General features: G+C 68.3%; 16 protein-coding genes. 15 read left to right on the forward strand and 1 reads right to left on the reverse strand.

Features of this window, described 5'->3' with window-relative positions:
* Positions 1-179: 179 nt before the first annotated feature.
* Complete coding sequence (gene radC, locus FSB78_RS17730) at positions 180-866, reverse strand: RadC family protein (protein ID WP_147083856.1); 687 nt, start codon at positions 864-866, stop codon at positions 180-182.
* A 90-nt stretch (positions 867-956) separates the two neighbouring features.
* On the opposite strand from radC, the gene FSB78_RS17735 reads away from it, so the two are divergent.
* The 15 genes from FSB78_RS17735 (at position 957) to FSB78_RS17805 (ending at position 15,121) form a co-directional block, all read left to right on the forward strand.
* Positions 957-4,067 (forward strand): intermembrane phospholipid transport YdbH family protein, encoded by a 3,111-nt coding sequence (locus tag FSB78_RS17735; RefSeq protein WP_242008378.1) that lies wholly within the window; start codon positions 957-959, stop codon positions 4,065-4,067.
* A gap of 47 nt (positions 4,068-4,114) precedes the next feature.
* Positions 4,115-4,294 carry a YnbE family lipoprotein gene (locus tag FSB78_RS17740; protein WP_147083857.1) on the forward strand — a complete coding sequence of 60 codons (180 nt, stop codon included), beginning with the start codon at positions 4,115-4,117 and terminating at the stop codon, positions 4,292-4,294.
* Positions 4,294-4,686, forward strand: coding sequence for a YdbL family probable chaperone protein (locus FSB78_RS17745; RefSeq protein ID WP_147083858.1), 393 nt, complete (start codon positions 4,294-4,296; stop codon positions 4,684-4,686). Before FSB78_RS17740 ends, FSB78_RS17745 begins: the two co-directional genes overlap by 1 nt.
* A 275-nt stretch (positions 4,687-4,961) precedes the next feature.
* On the forward strand, positions 4,962-5,282 hold the full coding sequence (locus FSB78_RS17750) for an AtpZ/AtpI family protein (protein ID WP_147083859.1): 321 nt from the start codon (positions 4,962-4,964) through the stop codon (positions 5,280-5,282).
* A gap of 70 nt (positions 5,283-5,352) precedes the next feature.
* On the forward strand, positions 5,353-6,111 hold the full coding sequence (locus FSB78_RS17755) for a F0F1 ATP synthase subunit A (protein ID WP_147084302.1): 759 nt from the start codon (positions 5,353-5,355) through the stop codon (positions 6,109-6,111).
* A 40-nt stretch (positions 6,112-6,151) separates the two neighbouring features.
* The gene (locus FSB78_RS17760) at positions 6,152-6,379 is read left to right on the forward strand and encodes a F0F1 ATP synthase subunit C (protein WP_055873230.1); all 228 of its coding nucleotides are present in this window, start codon (positions 6,152-6,154) and stop codon (positions 6,377-6,379) included.
* Between the two features lie 69 nt (positions 6,380-6,448).
* The gene (locus FSB78_RS17765; RefSeq protein WP_147083860.1) at positions 6,449-6,943 is read left to right on the forward strand and encodes a F0F1 ATP synthase subunit B family protein; all 495 of its coding nucleotides are present in this window, start codon (positions 6,449-6,451) and stop codon (positions 6,941-6,943) included.
* Positions 6,936-7,559 (forward strand): F0F1 ATP synthase subunit B family protein, encoded by a 624-nt coding sequence (locus FSB78_RS17770; protein WP_199743217.1) that lies wholly within the window; start codon positions 6,936-6,938, stop codon positions 7,557-7,559. Before FSB78_RS17765 ends, FSB78_RS17770 begins: the two co-directional genes overlap by 8 nt.
* Positions 7,560-7,697: 138 nt before the next feature.
* Complete coding sequence (locus tag FSB78_RS17775) at positions 7,698-8,018, forward strand: DMT family transporter (RefSeq protein WP_147083862.1); 321 nt, start codon at positions 7,698-7,700, stop codon at positions 8,016-8,018.
* Positions 8,019-8,320: 302 nt separating this feature from the next.
* On the forward strand, positions 8,321-10,246 hold the full coding sequence (gene uvrC / locus FSB78_RS17780) for an excinuclease ABC subunit UvrC (RefSeq protein WP_147083863.1): 1,926 nt from the start codon (positions 8,321-8,323) through the stop codon (positions 10,244-10,246).
* A 68-nt stretch (positions 10,247-10,314) separates the two neighbouring features.
* Positions 10,315-11,265, forward strand: a complete 951-nt coding sequence (locus FSB78_RS17785; RefSeq protein ID WP_147083864.1) for a polysaccharide deacetylase family protein — start codon at positions 10,315-10,317, stop codon at positions 11,263-11,265.
* A complete protein-coding gene (locus FSB78_RS17790; protein WP_147083865.1) occupies positions 11,262-12,152 on the forward strand; it encodes a GNAT family N-acetyltransferase in 891 nt (296 codons plus the stop codon). Before FSB78_RS17785 ends, FSB78_RS17790 begins: the two co-directional genes overlap by 4 nt.
* 54 nt (positions 12,153-12,206) lie before the next feature.
* Positions 12,207-12,938 carry a DNA repair protein RecO gene (gene recO / locus FSB78_RS17795; RefSeq protein ID WP_147083866.1) on the forward strand — a complete coding sequence of 244 codons (732 nt, stop codon included), beginning with the start codon at positions 12,207-12,209 and terminating at the stop codon, positions 12,936-12,938.
* A 39-nt stretch (positions 12,939-12,977) separates the two neighbouring features.
* Complete coding sequence (gene leuB, locus FSB78_RS17800) at positions 12,978-14,024, forward strand: 3-isopropylmalate dehydrogenase (protein WP_147083867.1); 1,047 nt, start codon at positions 12,978-12,980, stop codon at positions 14,022-14,024.
* The gene (locus tag FSB78_RS17805) at positions 14,021-15,121 is read left to right on the forward strand and encodes a glycosyltransferase family 2 protein (protein WP_147083868.1); all 1,101 of its coding nucleotides are present in this window, start codon (positions 14,021-14,023) and stop codon (positions 15,119-15,121) included. The genes leuB and FSB78_RS17805 overlap by 4 nt, the downstream gene beginning before the upstream one ends.
* The last annotated feature ends 89 nt before the right edge of the window (positions 15,122-15,210 follow it).

The raw sequence follows: 15,210 nt of genomic DNA on the forward strand, positions 1-15,210 counted from the left end.
CGTGGAATGCGCTCACGCGGAAGAGAAGATTCGTCAGCCCACCCGGCACATTCGTCATCCAAGCGAAGGCTGGGATCTTCCTATTGGGCTGCGTCGCGTCCGCCGTGAGGCGATTCCGGTCTGCGCTGGAATGACGGCGTCGGGGCAGGATAGTGAGAGCAGAGCCGGTCTTGCCCCCGCTAGATCAACCCCTGCGCCCGAAGGCTCGTATGCCCGCCGGTGCCCATGATGATATGGTCGTGCACCGCGATCCCCAGTCGCTTGCCGGCCTCCGCGATCGTTCGCGTGATGTCGATATCGGCGCGGCTGGGGGCGGGGTCGCCGCTCGGATGATTGTGGACCAGGATAATCGCCGCCGACCCGATCTCGAGTGCGCGGCGGATCACCTCGCGGACATAGACCGCGGCCTGGTCGATCGATCCCTCGCTCATCACCTCGTCGCGGACCAGCATGTTCTTGGTGTTGAGATGCAGCACGCGGAACCGCTCGATCGCGTGATGGGCCATGTCGGCGCGCAGATAATCGAGCAGCGCCTGCCAGTTGGCGAGCACCGGCCGCGCGGCAACCTCGGCCTGGAGCAGGCGGATTGCGGCGGCGTGCGCGATCTTGATCGCGGCGATCGAGGTTTCGCCCATGCCCGGCACGCGTGCCAGCGCCTCGCCGTCGGCGGTAAGGACGCCGCCGATCCCCCCGAATTCGCGCAGCAGCGCATAGGCGAGCGGCTTGGTATCGCGGCGCGGAATCGCGAGCGCCAACAGATATTCGACGAGTTCGTGGTCGAGCAGCGCGTCGCCGCCGATCGCGAGACGCCGACGCAGCCGTGCGCGGTGGCCCGTCTTGTCGTCTGGGGCGTCGCCATCGGCCATGCGACGATGCTAGCAGGCCGCGCGCGGCGCGCAATTGCTGTGGCGCAGGGTCCCGCCTATGCTCGGGCCACGCGTGATTGGAGTGGATGAGTGAGCGAGACGAGCGATACAGGGGCCACCCCTCGCCGTCGGCGCTACCCGATCCTGCTCGGCACGTCGCTGCTCGTGCCGGTCGCGCTCGGCACGTTGTGGGTGGCGCGGCGGCCGATCGCGGAAGGGTTCATCGACCGTGAACTGACGGAGGCGGGTGTGCCCGCGCGCTACGGCATCAGCGATTTCGGGCTTGCCGGGCAGCGGCTGACCAACGTCATGCTGGGCGATCCGGCGAACCCGGACCTAGTCGCGGACTGGGTCGAGACGCGGACCGGGATCGGGCTGTCGGGGCCCTACCTCGTCGGCGTGCGCGCCGGGCATGTGCGGCTGCGCGGGCGGCTGGTCGATGGACGCGTATCGCTGGGCGCGATCGACCGGTTGCTGCCAGCGCCGTCTGGCAAGCCGTTCGCGCTGCCCGCGCTCGACGTCGATGTCGCGGACGCGCGGATGCGGCTGGAGACGCCGCAGGGGCTGGTCGGGCTGAAGCTGTCGGGATCGGGAGTGCTGAACGACGGGTTTCGCGGGTCGCTAGCCGCGGTGAGCGATGCCCTCGCTATCGGCGGCTGCGCGGCTTCGCGATTGACGGCGGCGGTGCGGCTGCGCGTCGATGGTGACAAGCCGAGCATCGCCGGCCCGGTCCGCGCGGCACGGATCGGGTGCGGGACGGCGCAGGTGTCCGGCGTTGCGACGACGGTCGATCTCGGTCTGTCCGCGGCACTCGATCGCTGGCGGGGGACCGCGCGGCTCGCAACCGGCGCGGCGCGGGCGCCCGGCGTCGCATCGGGTGGCGTGCGCGGGACGATCGCGTTCGATGGCAGCGCGGCGGCGACCGGCGGCACGCTCGACCTGACCGCGGCGGGGGTGCAGGCACAGGCGGGCCGTGCCGCGCAACTCCAGCTCGCCGGCGCCTATCGGCTCGATGCGGAGACGCGCTTCGACGGCAATGTCCGCGCCAGCGGGGCCGCGGTCGCGCCGGCCGTGGTGGGGCGCGTCACGGCGCTCAGTGCGTCGGGTGCCGGCACACCCGTCGCACCGCTCGCCGAGGCCGCGACCCGCGCGCTCGCCGCGGCTGCGCGCGATTTCGGCGGAGACGGCGCGGTGGCGTTCCGGCTTCGCAGCGGCAAGGGATTGGCGGTGGTGTCGCGCCTCGCGATCGCCGCGCGCAGTGGCGGACGTATCACCGTGTCTGGGGGCAGCGGGGTGACGGTCGGCTGGCCCGCAGGCGGCGTCCGGATCGATACCGTGGTGGCGATGCGCGGCGGCGGCCTGCCCGAGGGCCGCATATCGCTGGCACAGCCCCGCGCGGGTGCCGCGATCCATGGTGTCGCGCGGATGGCGCCCTATACGGCGGGCGGCGCGCGCCTCGCGCTGACGCCGATGACCTTCGGCGCGACGCCGGGTGGGGCGACCGCGATCCGCACTACCGCGACGCTTAGCGGGCGAGTCGGCGACGATCGCGTGGACGATCTGTCGCTGCCGGTCACCGCGACCTGGGACGGCCGCGCGCGACTCGTCGTCAATCCGGCCTGCGCGCCGCTCGCGCTGCGGCGGTTGGCGGTGTCGGGATTGGTGCTGGCACCGACACGGCTGACGCTGTGTCCGGTCGACGGCGCGCTGGTGCGTGTCGAGCAGGGCCGGATCGGCGGCGGGATCCGGGTCGCCGAGGCGACGTTGTCGGGCCGGCTGGGCACGACGCCGATCGCGCTGACGACGACGGGCGCCACGCTGCGGCTCGCGGATCGCGGGTTCGTGGTCGATGGCGTCGGTGCGCGGATCGGCATGCCCGACCGCCAGACCCGGCTCGACTTTGCGCGGGTCGAGGGGCGCGCGAACGCGAACGGCCTTGGCGGGCGCTTTGCCGGGGGGGCAGGGCAGATCGCCAACGTGCCGCTGCTGCTCGGCGGCGCCGAGGGCGACTGGGCGCTGGCAGGCGGGGTATTGTCGCTGACGGGCGCGATGGGCGTGTCCGATGCCGCCACGGCCGCACGGTTCAAGCCGCTTGCCGCGCGAACCGTCACGCTCGCGTTGGCGAACGGCACGATCACGGCAGCCGGCACTCTGGTCGAGCCGATCAGCAATACCAGGGTCGCCGACGTGACCTTGCGCCACGATCTCGGCGCCGGCGCGGGGCGCGCCGACCTTGCGGTGGCCGGAATAGCCTTTGCCAAGGGCGCGCTGCAGCCCGATGCGCTGACCCCGCTGACCTACGGCGTGATCGCCGACGTGAATGGCAGTGTCTCGGGTGAAGGCCATATCGCCTGGACGCCGGCTGGCGTGACCAGCACCGGCGTATTCCGCACCGCGGGCACCGACCTGGCCGCGGCATTCGGGCCGGTATCGGGGATCGCCACCGAGATCCGCTTTACCGACCTGCTGAACCTGCAGAGCGCGCCGGGGCAGGTGGCGACGATCGCCACGCTCAACCCGGGTATCCCGGTCAGCGATGGCACGATCCGCTACCAGACGCTGCCCGGGGCGCGCGTGCAGGTGGAGGGCGGGCGCTGGCCGTTTGCGGGGGGGGCGCTGACGCTCGATCCGACGCTGCTCGACTTTTCCGCCCCCAAGGAGCGCCGGATGACGTTCCACATCGCGAACATGGCCGCGGACCAGTTCCTGCAGCAGTTCGACTTCAAGAACCTGAACGCCACCGGGGTGTTCGACGGCGTGCTGCCGATGATCTTCGACGACACCGGCGGGCGAATTGAGGGCGGCGACCTCAAGGTGCGCCCCGGCGGCGGGACGATCGCCTATGTCGGCGATCTCAGTCAGAAGGACCTCGGCCTGTGGAGCAATATCGCGTTCCAGGCGCTGAAGTCGCTGCGCTACCGCTCGCTCAGCGTTGGGATGAACGGACCGCTGGCGGGCGAGATGGTCACCGACGTCCGGTTCGCGGGCGTGAGCCAGGGCGCGGGGGCGAAATCGAACTTCCTGATCCGCCGGCTGCAAAAGCTCCCCTTCGTGTTCAACATCCGCATCGCGGCGCCGTTTCGCGGGCTGCTCGATTCGGCGCAGAGCTTCTACGACCCGAAGCGGCTGCTCAGGCGTCCGCCGGCGTCCCCCGTTCTTCCCCCCGACATTCAGTCCACCGAAAGCAGAATCGTGCCATGAGCGAAACAGGATTGCAGAAGTTGGAGAGGATGCCGATCTTGGGTCGGATGACGAGGATGATCATCGTGTCGGTTCTGGGTGCGGCGAGCCTGTCGGGGTGCGTCAACGTCTCGGCGCCCGACAAGCCGATCGAGATCAACCTCAACATCAAAGTGACGCAGGACGTCGTGGTTCGACTCGATGGTGAGGCGAAACAGGTGATCCAGCAGAATCCGGGGATTTTCTGATGAACGCGTTCACCAAGAACAGGGTCCATGTCATGGTTGCCGCCGCCGTGGCCCTGGGCGGCCTTTCGACCGCGGCGATCGCGCAGCGTGATCCGGCCTATGCCGCGGCGCGGGCCGGCGGCGAGGTCGGAGAACAGCCCGACGGCTATCTGGGACTCGTCGGCGCGGCGAGCGGCGAGCTGCGCGCGCTGGTCAACAACATCAACATCCAGCGCAAGTCGGCCTATACCGCCAAGGCGCAGGCAAGCGGCGCGACCGTCGAGCAGCTCGCGTTCACCAGCGGCTGCAACCTGATCGCGCAGACCAGCGCGGGCGAGAAATACAAGACGCCCGACGGCGTATGGAAGACGCGGACGGGGGCGGCGCCGGAGCGCGATTCGCGTTGCGTCTGACGGAACGACATCGCCCCGGCGAAGAAGGCTGGTCCTGCCGACGGGCGTCAGCCCGACGAGAATCGGATCTTGCTCGGCGGGGGTTTTTCATATCCGGGGAGAGCGAGGGTCGCCGGGGCGAGGTGTCTGTCGATGGGTGCCGGTCGGCGCCGACCATGACAGTCCCGTCACACGGTTGACTTGGCCACCCCCCCTTTCTAAACGGACCGCGCCTTGGCGGGATCGCTCGTCGCTGCGCGTTTCTCACCCGGTCAATAACAGGTGGAGGGGCATGCGTGGCGGAGAACGAACCCGGACAGGACCCCCAGGGTGTCGAAGATCCACGGCTTTCCGCGCTCGACGAGCGATTGCGGGAAGCTCGCGGTCGAGAGGCGCTCAATACGGGGCAGAGAGGACCGGACGCCGAGCGAGGTTATTCGCAAGGCAATCGCGTCATCTCCGCGCTGATCGGGAGTCTCGTCGGCAGTGCGCTGATCGGCTGGTTGATAGACCACTGGTTCGGCACTGGCCCTTGGGGGCTGATCGTGCTGCTGTTCTTAGGGATAGCGGTCGCGTTCAGGCAGATCATTCGAATTTCAGGCGAACGCCCGGAGTAGCCGGGCGTTTGTCGTTTCAAGACGGCAGGGATTCCACGTGGCGGCAGAACAGGGCGGCAAGATCGATCCGATGCACCAGTTCCTGATCGAGCCGGCGTTCGGCTCGCACTGGATCGTTGGTGGTTACGACCTGTCCTTCACCAATTCCGCGCTGTGGATGGTGGTGACGCTGGCCGCTTTGTGGGCATTCATGATCGGCGGCATGAAGCGCGATCTGGTGCCCGGGCGCTGGCAGATGGCGGTCGAGGGTTTCACCGGCTTCATCTCGGGCATGATGGAGCAGAACGTCGGACCGGGCGGCAAGCGCTTCGTGCCGTACGTGTTCTCGCTGTTCATGTTCATCCTGTTCGCGAACATCATCGGGCTTCTGCCGTTCGGCATCGTCCCCGGCGTCCACCCCTTCACGATCACCAGCCACATGACCGTCACCGGCGTGCTGGCGCTGATCAGCTTCGGGATCGTCCTGCTCGTCGGCTTCGGCAAGCATGGCTTCCACTTCTTCAGCCTGTTCGTGCCCAGCGGCACGCCGGCGTTGATGATCCCGCTGATCTTCGTCGTCGAGCTGATGTCGTTCCTGGTCCGCCCCTTCTCGCTGGGTCTGCGACTGTTCGTTGCGATGACTGCGGGGCATATCCTGCTCAAGGTGCTCGCCGCGTTCGTGATCAACGGCATCAACATGGGGCCGGGTTATGTCGCGATCGTCAGTCTGCCCAGCTTCGTGCTGATGATCGGGATCACGCTGCTCGAGCTGCTGGTCGCTGCGATCCAGGCTTATGTGTTCGCGCTGCTGACGTCGGTCTATCTGAACGACGCCGTGAACCTGCACTAATTTTCTCTTTCACTACTGATTTTCCAAGGGAGTTTTCGACATGGACGCACAAGCAGCAAAGATGATCGGTGCCGGTCTGGCCGCGATCGGCATGGGCCTCGCCGCACTCGGCGTGGGCAACGTGTTCGCTCAGTTCCTCGCCGGCGCACTGCGCAACCCCGGCGCGGCCGACAGCCAGCAGGGCCGTCTGTTCATCGGTTTCGCAGCCGCCGAGCTTCTCGGTCTGCTCGCGTTCGTGACGATGATCATCCTGGTGTTCGTCGCCTGATTTGCCGGATCGATCGGGCGCCCCGCGTCCGGTCGATCCATGCGACTTTTGCGACTTTAGGGACACGCAATGCCTCAGATTTCCCAGATAGCCGCCACCTACGCGTCGCAGATCTTCTGGCTGCTCATCACCTTCGGCATCCTGTATTTCGGGATCGGCAAGGCGATGGTACCGAAGATCGTATCCACTGTGGATGCGCGCGAAGCGCGGATCGCCGGCGATCTGGCGGCGGCTGAGGCTGCGCGTGCCCAGGCCGACAAGGTCCAGGCGGACTGGCAGGCCGAGATGGACGGCGCCCGCGCCGCGGCACAGGCCGAGACGGCGGCCGCCGCCAAGCGTGCGACCGCGACGTTCGAGCAACAGATCCATGCTGCCGACGTCGAACTGGCCGAACGGCTGGGCCACCACGATCTCGCCGTGGCCAACGCCAAGGCAGAGGCGCTGTCGAACCTGTCGGGTGTGGCAGCCGAGATCGCACAGCAACTGACCGCCAAGGTCGCCGGTCTCCAGGTCAGCCTGGACGCGGCGAGCGATGCGGTCCGCAGGACGACGGCGCATGGCTAATCCCGATACTCCCGGCAAGGTCATCGCGGCCGAGGGCATGGCGCCCGAGGGGGCCATCGACAACCAGGGGCTGCAAGGTCACACCACTGCGCCCGGTACCGTGCATCACGTCGTCGACCCGGTCGACAACGTGCTCGGCCTCAACTCGACGGGCTGGGTCGCCGTCGCAGCGCTGATCGTCGTCGCGCTGATGCTGTGGAAGAAGGTGCCCTGCATGATCGGGCGCATGCTCGACGGCCGGATCTCTCTGATCCGCACGCAGCTCGACGAGGCGAAGGCCTTGCGCGCCGAAGCCGAGGCGCTGCGCGCCGAGTATGAGGCGAAGGCCAAGGCCGCGCATGGCGAGGCCGAGGCGATGCGTGCGCATGCGCATCACGACGCCGCCGCGATCATCGCCAAGGCCAAGGCGAGCGCCGAGGACCTGATGGACCGCCGCGCGAAGATGGCCGAGGGCAAGATCGCCGCCGCCGAACGCGCTGCGATCGCCGAGGTTCGCGCCCGCGCCGCGGATGCGGCGACCAAGGCTGCCGGCGTGCTCATCACCGAGCATCTCGGTGCCGACGCCGACCGCGCGATGATCGATCGCTCGATCTCGGGGCTCGGCCGCCCCATCTGATCCTGCGCCGCTCCGGCTAGCCCCGGGGCCGTGAACTTTTCCGACGGCGCTCGCGCGATCGCGGCGCCGTCTTCGACGGCCGTCTCTTCCCGGGTTTCCGGCGGCCGGATCTCCAACTTGAGCCCGTTGGAGATTCGTATGTCCTGGATCATCCTCGGCATTGCCGTCGTCACCGAGATCTGTTGGGCGCTCAGCCTGAAATGGGCTGCCACCGTCGCGACCTGGCAGGCGTCGAGCGTACCGATCATCCTCAGCTTCGTGAACATGGGCTTGTTGGCGCTCGCGATGCGAGGGCTGCCGGCGGGGACCGCCTATGCGATCTGGACGGGTGCGGGCGCGATCGGCGTGATCATCGGCGGCGTCATCCTGTTCGGCGACAAGGTCGGCGGCGTGCAGGCCGCGTTCATGGCGCTGACGGTGATCGGGATCGTCGGGACGAAGCTGTTCGCGCAAACCTAATCTTCTCGCCCCGGAGGGGCAGGTAGACTGCCTCACGCTAGGGCGCGAAGACGCAAAGAGAAGGGTTTTCGCGCGGAGGCGCGGAGGGCGCGGAGGTGGCTTGGCCGGGACTGCGGTATCGGCCATCTCCGACTGATCGGAGCCTCCGGCGGTCTAAGCCGCGGGTCCTTCCTCTCCGCGCCCTCCGCGCCTCCGCGCGAACCAAATCTTCCCTTCGCGTCTTCGTGGCTTTGCGTGAACCCAGTCCTTCTGGACGAACCACTCCGCTGGCGTTGAGTCGCCGCAATCCCTAGATCGCACGCATGTCGTCCCCCAATTCCCCCGACCGGTTCAACGAAGACAAATCCACCTTTACCGTCCGCGGCGGTGGCGAAGCGCCCGATCTGCAGGCGGGGGTCGCGGCGATCCGCAACGTGCTCGACACGCTGCCGGTGCGGCCCGGCGTCTACCGGATGCAGGATGCGCGCGGCGACGTGCTGTACGTCGGCAAGGCGCGCGCGCTCCGCAACCGCGTCGCCAACTACGTTCAGGTCGAGCGGCTGACCAAGCGGCTGCAACGCATGGTCGCGCAGACGCGGTCGATGACGATCGTCACGACGAACAACGAAGCCGAGGCGCTGCTGCTCGAGTCGCAGCTGATCAAGCGCTATCGCCCCGCCTACAACGTGCTGCTGCGCGACGATAAGTCGTTTCCGTTCATCCTGCTCCGCGACGACCACGACTTCCCGCGGGTGCAGAAGCATCGCGGCGCGCGGCGTGCGAAGGGCAATTACTATGGCCCGTTCGCGAGCGCCGGGAGCGTCAACAACACGCTCAACGCGCTGCAGAAGCTGTTCCTGCTGCGCTCGTGCACCGATAGTTTCTTCAAAACCCGCGACCGGCCATGCCTGCTCTACCAGATCAAGCGCTGCTCGGCGCCCTGCGTCGGGCGGATCGACGCGGCGGGCTACAAGGAACTGGTCGACGACGCCAAGGCGTTCCTCGGCGGCAAGTCGACCGGCGTGCAGGCCAAGCTCGGCGCGCAGATGCAGGCTGCTGCGGAGAATATGGACTTCGAGCTCGCCGCGCTGCTGCGCGACCGGCTGCGCGCGCTGACCTTCATCCAGGGGACGCAGGCGATCAACGCCGAAGGGGTGGGCGACGCCGACATCTTCGCGATGGCGTGCAAGGACGGGCTGATCGGCATCCAGGCGTTCTTCATCCGCGGCGGCCAGAATTGGGGCCATCGCAGCTTCTTCCCGCAACACACCAACGACGTCCCCGAGGACGAGGTGCTGACCAGCTTCCTCGGCCAGTTCTACGAAGAGGTGCCGCCGCCCAAGCAGATCCTGCTCGACCGCGAGCTGCCCGAAGGCGCGCTGCTGGTCGAGGCGCTGGGCGACAGGGCCGGCTACAAGGTCGCGATCCAGGTGCCGCAGCGCGGCGACCGTGCACGCCTGATGGACCAGGCCAAGCGCAATGCGATCGAAGCAATCGAGCGGCGGCAGGCGGAGTCGACCACGCAGGCGAAGCTTCTGCGCGAGGTCGCTGACCTGTTCGACCTGCCCGAACCGCCCAATCGCATCGAGGTCTACGACAACAGCCACATCCAAGGCACCAACGCGGTCGGCGCGATGGTCGTCGCCGGGCCAGAGGGCTTCCGCAAGGGTCAGTATCGCAAGTTCAATATCAAGAACAAGGAGACGACTCCGGGGGATGATTTCGGGATGATGCGTGAGGTGTTCACGCGGCGGTTCGCGCGGGCGCAGGCGGAGGACCCGGATCGGGACGGGGGCGAGTGGCCGGACCTGGTGCTGATCGACGGCGGCAAGGGCCAGTTGAGTGCGGCGCGCACTGTGCTCGAGGACCTTGGTATCGAGGACGTCAACCTGGTCGGCGTCGCCAAAGGGCCCGATCACGGCCGCGAGGGGCGCGAGGTGTTCCACATGCTCGACGGACGCGAATTCCAGCTGCCCGTCAACGCGCCGGTGCTCTTCTATCTCCAGCGGCTGCGCGACGAGGTCCACCGCTTCGTGATCGGCGCGCACCGCGACAAGCGCAGCAAGGCGATCGGCGCGAGCCCGCTCGACGAAGTGCCCGGGATCGGCCCGGCGCGGAAGAAGGCGCTGCTGATGCATTTCGGCACCGGGCGCGCGGTGCGCAACGCGAGCCTGCAGGACCTGCAACAGGCGCCCGGCGTGTCGGCGATGGTCGCGCAACAGGTGTACGATTTCTACCATTCGCGATAACGTCCCCAAAAAGGGGGAGACTCGCTGTCGAAACGCAATGTTCACCATCGGCTGGTAGCTGAGCCTGCGTGACCACGCCCGTTTTCCTGACCGTCGACACTGAGTTCGCGTGGCGGCATCACGCGGCGGGGCTCGGCGTCGACGCGATCTACGAGCGATCGATCGAGCCTGCCGATGTCGGGATCCGCTATCAACTCGCCGAACTCGCCCGCCACGACCTGAAGGCGTGCTTCTTCGTCGATCCGATGCCGGCAGTACTGTTCGGACTCGATCCGATCCGCCGTATCGTCGAGACGATCCTTGCCGCGGGGCAGGAGGTGCAGCTCCACCTCCACGCCAACTGGACCGGCGCGACGGTTGGCGATCGCGGCGCGACGTTCGGGCATTTCGCGCTCTACCGGTACAGCCTTTCTGAACAGATCGATCTGCTGACGCAGGCGCGCGACCTGCTCGTCGCCGCGGGCGCGCCCGCACCGATCGCCTTCCGTGCCGGCAGCTATGCGGCGAACGACGACACGCTGGCCGCATTGGCCTCGCTCGGCTTCGTGTACGACAGCAGCCACAATGGCGCCGAAGCCCCCGACGCGAGCCGGATCACCTTGCCGCCGCGCCAGATCGCCCCGACCGCGCGCGGCGTCGTCGAGGTGCCGGTGACGGTGATCGAGGACAGCCCGGGCCGGTTGCGCACCTTCCAGCTCTGTGCGCTGTCGGTCGGCGAAAGCTACGACGCGCTCGAACATGCCGCGGTCTCGGAGCATGCCGCGGTAACGATCGTCAGCCACGGCTTCGAACTCGCCAATCGCAGCGGGACGCGCGCCAATGCCGTGCACGTCCGCCGCTTCCGGACGCTGTGCGCGATCCTTTCCGAGATGCGCGACGTGCTGCCGACGGTGCATTTCGCCGACCGGCCTGATCTGCCGCTCGACCGCCAGGACCTGCCACTCGGTCCCGACCGGCTGCGCAAGCGTTGGCGGCAGGCGGAGCAGCTCTGGTCGAACTGGGTCGCCGAACGCGCATGACCGCGGTCGTACCGCTGCGGTTCCAGGTCGGTGCACGAACGCTGGCATCGGTCCCGCGACGGCTAGTCCGGGTCGGGTTGTCGCTCGATGCCGTGCTCGCGGCGCAGACGCCCGCGCTGCCGTCACTGCCGGCCGATGCGGACGGGGTCATCGTCACGTCGCTGCCCGAGGCGACGCTGGCTGCGTTCGATCGGCGGGGTCTGCTCTGCGCGGTTCGACAGCGCTACGTGCGCTATCACACCGATCTTCGCATCGGTGTCGACGCATGGCTCGCAGGCCTGTCGGGCAGCGCGCGATCGGGGTTGAAGCGCAAGGCCAAGAAGCTCGCCGCCGCGTCCGGCGGGACTCTCGATATCCGTGCCTATCGCACGCCGACCGAGATCATGCTGTTCCACCCGCTGGCGCGCGCGGTGTCGGCGACGACCTATCAGGAGCGGCTGCTCGGATCAGGGCTGCCCGAGGACGCCGGGCATTGCCTGCGCCTGGCCGCCGAGGATCGGGTACGCGCGTGGCTGCTGTTCGTCGACGGCAGGCCGGTGGCGTATCTGTGCTGCACCGCCGATGGCGAGTCGTTGCGCTACGACCATGTCGGGCACGATCCCGCGCATAACGACCTGTCGCCCGGCGCGGTGCTGCAGATGGAGGCGATGCGCCAGCTGTTCGCCGACCGCTTCGCGCGGTTCGATTTCACCGAAGGCGAGGGGCAGCACAAGCGCCAGTTCGCAACGACGGGAACGGCGTGCGTCGACCTGCTACTGCTGCGCCCGACACTGGCGAACCGCGGCGTGATGGCGGCGCTCGGCACGTTCGACGGCGCCATGGCGCGCGCGAAACGGGCCGCTGCGCACCCGATCCTGCAGCGGCTGGCGAAGCGAGTCCGGCGATAGCCGATCGTCTCGGGCGGCATATCGTTTCGCCGTCGGACACGCCTATAAGACCCGATGCACCTGCGCGCGCCCGCCATCGTCGTCGCCGTCCGCCAGCATGGCGAGCATGGCGCGATCGTGCGTGCGCTGACCCGCAACGACGGCGTCCAGCCCGGCTATGTCCGTGGCGGCCGGTCGCGGCAGATGCGGCCCGTGCTGCAGCCCGCCAACCTGGTCCAGGGCGAATGGCGCGCGCGGACCGGCGAGCAGCTCGCGTCGCTGACCGTCGAACTCGTCCACAGCCGCGCTGCGCTGCACGGCGAGCCGCTCGCCGCCGCCGCGCTTGAATGGGTGACCGCGCTGACCGCGACCGCATTGCCCGAGGCGCAGGCCTATCCCCGCGTCCATGACGCGCTAAGCGGGACCCTGGACGCGATCGAGGCGGCGCCGTCGGCGCGGGGCTGGGCCGCGGCCTTGGTGCGGTACGAGTTGTTGCTGCTCGCCGAACTCGGCTTCGGGCTGGATCTCGATCGCTGCGTCGCCAGCGGTGGTACCGAGGACCTCGATTTCGTCAGCCCGCGCAGCGGGGCCGCGGTGGGGCGTGGTGCGGCGTTCGGGTACGAGGCCAAATTGCTGCGCCTGCCCGCCTTCGCGCGCACCGGCGGCGAGGCGTCGTGGGACGACATTTTCGATGGCCTGCGCCTGACCGAGCATTTTCTCGCGCGCGATATCCTGGTCGATCGGCGTGTGGAGACGCTGGCCGCGCGCGAGCGGCTGGTCGATCGTCTCAAAAGGGCGGTTGCGTGACGGGGGTTCGCCCGGCACAGGCAGCACCGAGGAGATAGCATGCCCCTGATCGCGATACTCGCCGGCGACGGCATCGGCCCCGAAGTCACCGCCCAGGCGCGCCGCGTGCTCGACGCGCTCGGCCTCGACTTTTCCTATCAGGAAGCGCTGGTCGGCGGCGTGGCCTATCACCAGCTGGGGCATCCGTTGCCGCCCGCGACGCTCGAACTCGCCAAGCGGTCGGATGCGATCCTGTTCGGTGCGGTCGGCGATCCGAGCTGCGACGGTCTCGAACGGTCGCTGCGTCCCGAGCAGGCCATCCTGGGCCTGCGCAAGGAGCTCGGGCTGTTCGCCAATCTACGCCCGGCGACCTTGTTCAAGGGGCTGGAGGATGCCTCCGCGCTGCGTCCCGAGGTCGCGAGCGCGATCGATCTGGTGATCGTCCGCGAAACGAACGGCGATGTCTATTTCGGCGACAAGGGCATCCGCACCACCGCCGCCGGCCGGCGCGAGGGCTATGACATCATGTCGTACGACGAGGACGAGGTGACTCGCATCGCCCGCGTCGGGTTCGAGACCGCGCGGACCCGGCAGCGCCGGCTCTGCTCGATCGACAAGGCCAATGTGCTCGAGACGTCGCAGCTGTGGCGCGACGTGGTGATCGCGCTGTCCGCCGACTATCCCGATGTCGAACTGACGCACATGTATGTCGACAACGCCGCGATGCAGCTTGTGCGCAACCCCGGCCAGTTCGACGTCATCGTCACGGGCAATCTGTTCGGCGACATCCTGTCCGACCAGGCCAGCATGTGCGCAGGCTCGATCGGCATGCTGCCGTCCGCGACGCTCAACGGGTCGGGGCAAGGGTTGTACGAGCCGATCCATGGTTCGGCGCCCGATATCGCCGGGCAGGGCAAGGCCAATCCCTGCGCCGCGATCCTGTCGGCGGCGATGATGCTGCGACATTCGCTGGGCATGCCCGAGGCCGCCGACCGGATCGAGGCCGCCGTCGCCGCCGCGATCCTGGGCGGCGCGCGGACGCCCGATCTGGGCGGTACGCTTTCGACTGCTGCGATGGGCGACGCCGTTCTCGCACAGATCGGATGACATCCGACCTTCTCGAACTCGCGGTGGTCATACCGACGTTCAACGAGAAGGCGAACGTGCCGACGTTGGTGGCCAGGCTCGATCAGGCGTTGCGCGGCGTGAACTGGGAAGCGATCTTCGTCGACGACGACAGCCCGGACGGCACCGCGGCGCAGGCGCGCGAGATCGCGCGGAGCGACCCGCGCATCCGCGTGATCCAGCGGATCGGCCGGCGCGGGCTGTCATCGGCGTGCATCGAGGGGATGTGCGCGACCGCGGCCCCGGTCGTCGCGGTGATCGACGGCGACCTGCAGCATGACGAGACGCTGTTGCCCGCGATGCTCGACAGGTTGCGCGGCGACGATCTCGACGTGGCGGTCGGCTCGCGGTTCGTGTCCGGCGGCGGGACCGGCGACTGGGACCGCGACCGGGTGGCGAAATCGGCGCTGGCGACTCGGTTGTCGCGCCGCGTGCTCAAGGTCGATCTGAGCGACCCGATGTCCGGCTTCTTCGCGATCCGTACGCAGGTCGTGCGCGACCTGACGCCGCACCTGTCGGGGATCGGGTTCAAGATCCTGCTCGACCTGCTGACCGCCTCGCCCCGGCCACTGCGGTTCGTGGAACTCCCCTACACGTTCCGGACGCGCACCGAGGGCGAGAGCAAGCTCGATCACGTCGTCGCGCTCGAATATCTGATCGCGCTGTACGACCGGATGTTCGGGCGGGTCGTACCCGTGCGGTTCGCGATGTTCTCCGCGATCGGGGTGCTGGGCGTCGGCGTGCACATGGGCGTGCTGACCGCGCTGTATCTGGGGCTCGGCGCGTCGTTCCTGGTCGGCGAGCTTGGTGCCACGCTGGCGGCGCTGACGGTCAATTTCTTCCTCAATAACGCGCTGACCTATCGCGACCGGCGGCTGAAGGGGTGGCGGCAGCTGCTCGACGGCTGGGTGTCGTTCGCGGTGATCTGCGCGGTCGGCGCGGTCGCGAACGTCGGCGTCGCGGCGTTCCTGCACGAGGTTCGCGACGGCGCCTGGGCGGTGTCCGCGCTGATCGGCGTGCTGGTCGGGGCGGTGTGGAACTACGCGCTGTCGTCGAAATTCACTTGGGGGCGTTACTAGCGCGTGTCGGCACCGCGGGCAGGCGGATAAGTTATTGACGCTACCTCCCAATACTTAGAACATGGTCTCAAATGATGCAGCGGCGTGAC

This window comes from Sphingomonas ginsenosidivorax (genome assembly GCF_007995065.1).
GTDB classification, from domain to species: domain Bacteria; phylum Pseudomonadota; class Alphaproteobacteria; order Sphingomonadales; family Sphingomonadaceae; genus Sphingomonas; species Sphingomonas ginsenosidivorax.

Bases quoted from the DNA above. Each gene is read 5' to 3' on its own strand.
- FSB78_RS17740 (WP_147083857.1), top strand. From the start codon at position 4,115: ATGACGAGGATGATCATCGTGTCGGTTCTGGGTGCGGCGAGCCTGTCG.
- FSB78_RS17760 (WP_055873230.1), top strand. From the start codon at position 6,152: ATGGACGCACAAGCAGCAAAGATGATCGGTGCCGGTCTGGCCGCGATC.
- recO (WP_147083866.1), top strand. From the start codon at position 12,207: ATGCACCTGCGCGCGCCCGCCATCGTCGTCGCCGTCCGCCAGCATGGC.
- uvrC (WP_147083863.1), top strand. From the start codon at position 8,321: ATGTCGTCCCCCAATTCCCCCGACCGGTTCAACGAAGACAAATCCACC.
- leuB (WP_147083867.1), top strand. From the start codon at position 12,978: ATGCCCCTGATCGCGATACTCGCCGGCGACGGCATCGGCCCCGAAGTC.
- FSB78_RS17805 (WP_147083868.1), top strand. From the start codon at position 14,021: ATGACATCCGACCTTCTCGAACTCGCGGTGGTCATACCGACGTTCAAC.
- FSB78_RS17755 (WP_147084302.1), top strand. From the start codon at position 5,353: ATGCACCAGTTCCTGATCGAGCCGGCGTTCGGCTCGCACTGGATCGTT.
- FSB78_RS17770 (WP_199743217.1), top strand. From the start codon at position 6,936: ATGGCTAATCCCGATACTCCCGGCAAGGTCATCGCGGCCGAGGGCATG.
- FSB78_RS17765 (WP_147083860.1), top strand. From the start codon at position 6,449: ATGCCTCAGATTTCCCAGATAGCCGCCACCTACGCGTCGCAGATCTTC.
- FSB78_RS17775 (WP_147083862.1), top strand. From the start codon at position 7,698: ATGTCCTGGATCATCCTCGGCATTGCCGTCGTCACCGAGATCTGTTGG.
- FSB78_RS17745 (WP_147083858.1), top strand. From the start codon at position 4,294: ATGAACGCGTTCACCAAGAACAGGGTCCATGTCATGGTTGCCGCCGCC.
- FSB78_RS17790 (WP_147083865.1), top strand. From the start codon at position 11,262: ATGACCGCGGTCGTACCGCTGCGGTTCCAGGTCGGTGCACGAACGCTG.
- radC (WP_147083856.1), bottom strand. From the start codon at position 866: ATGGCCGATGGCGACGCCCCAGACGACAAGACGGGCCACCGCGCACGG.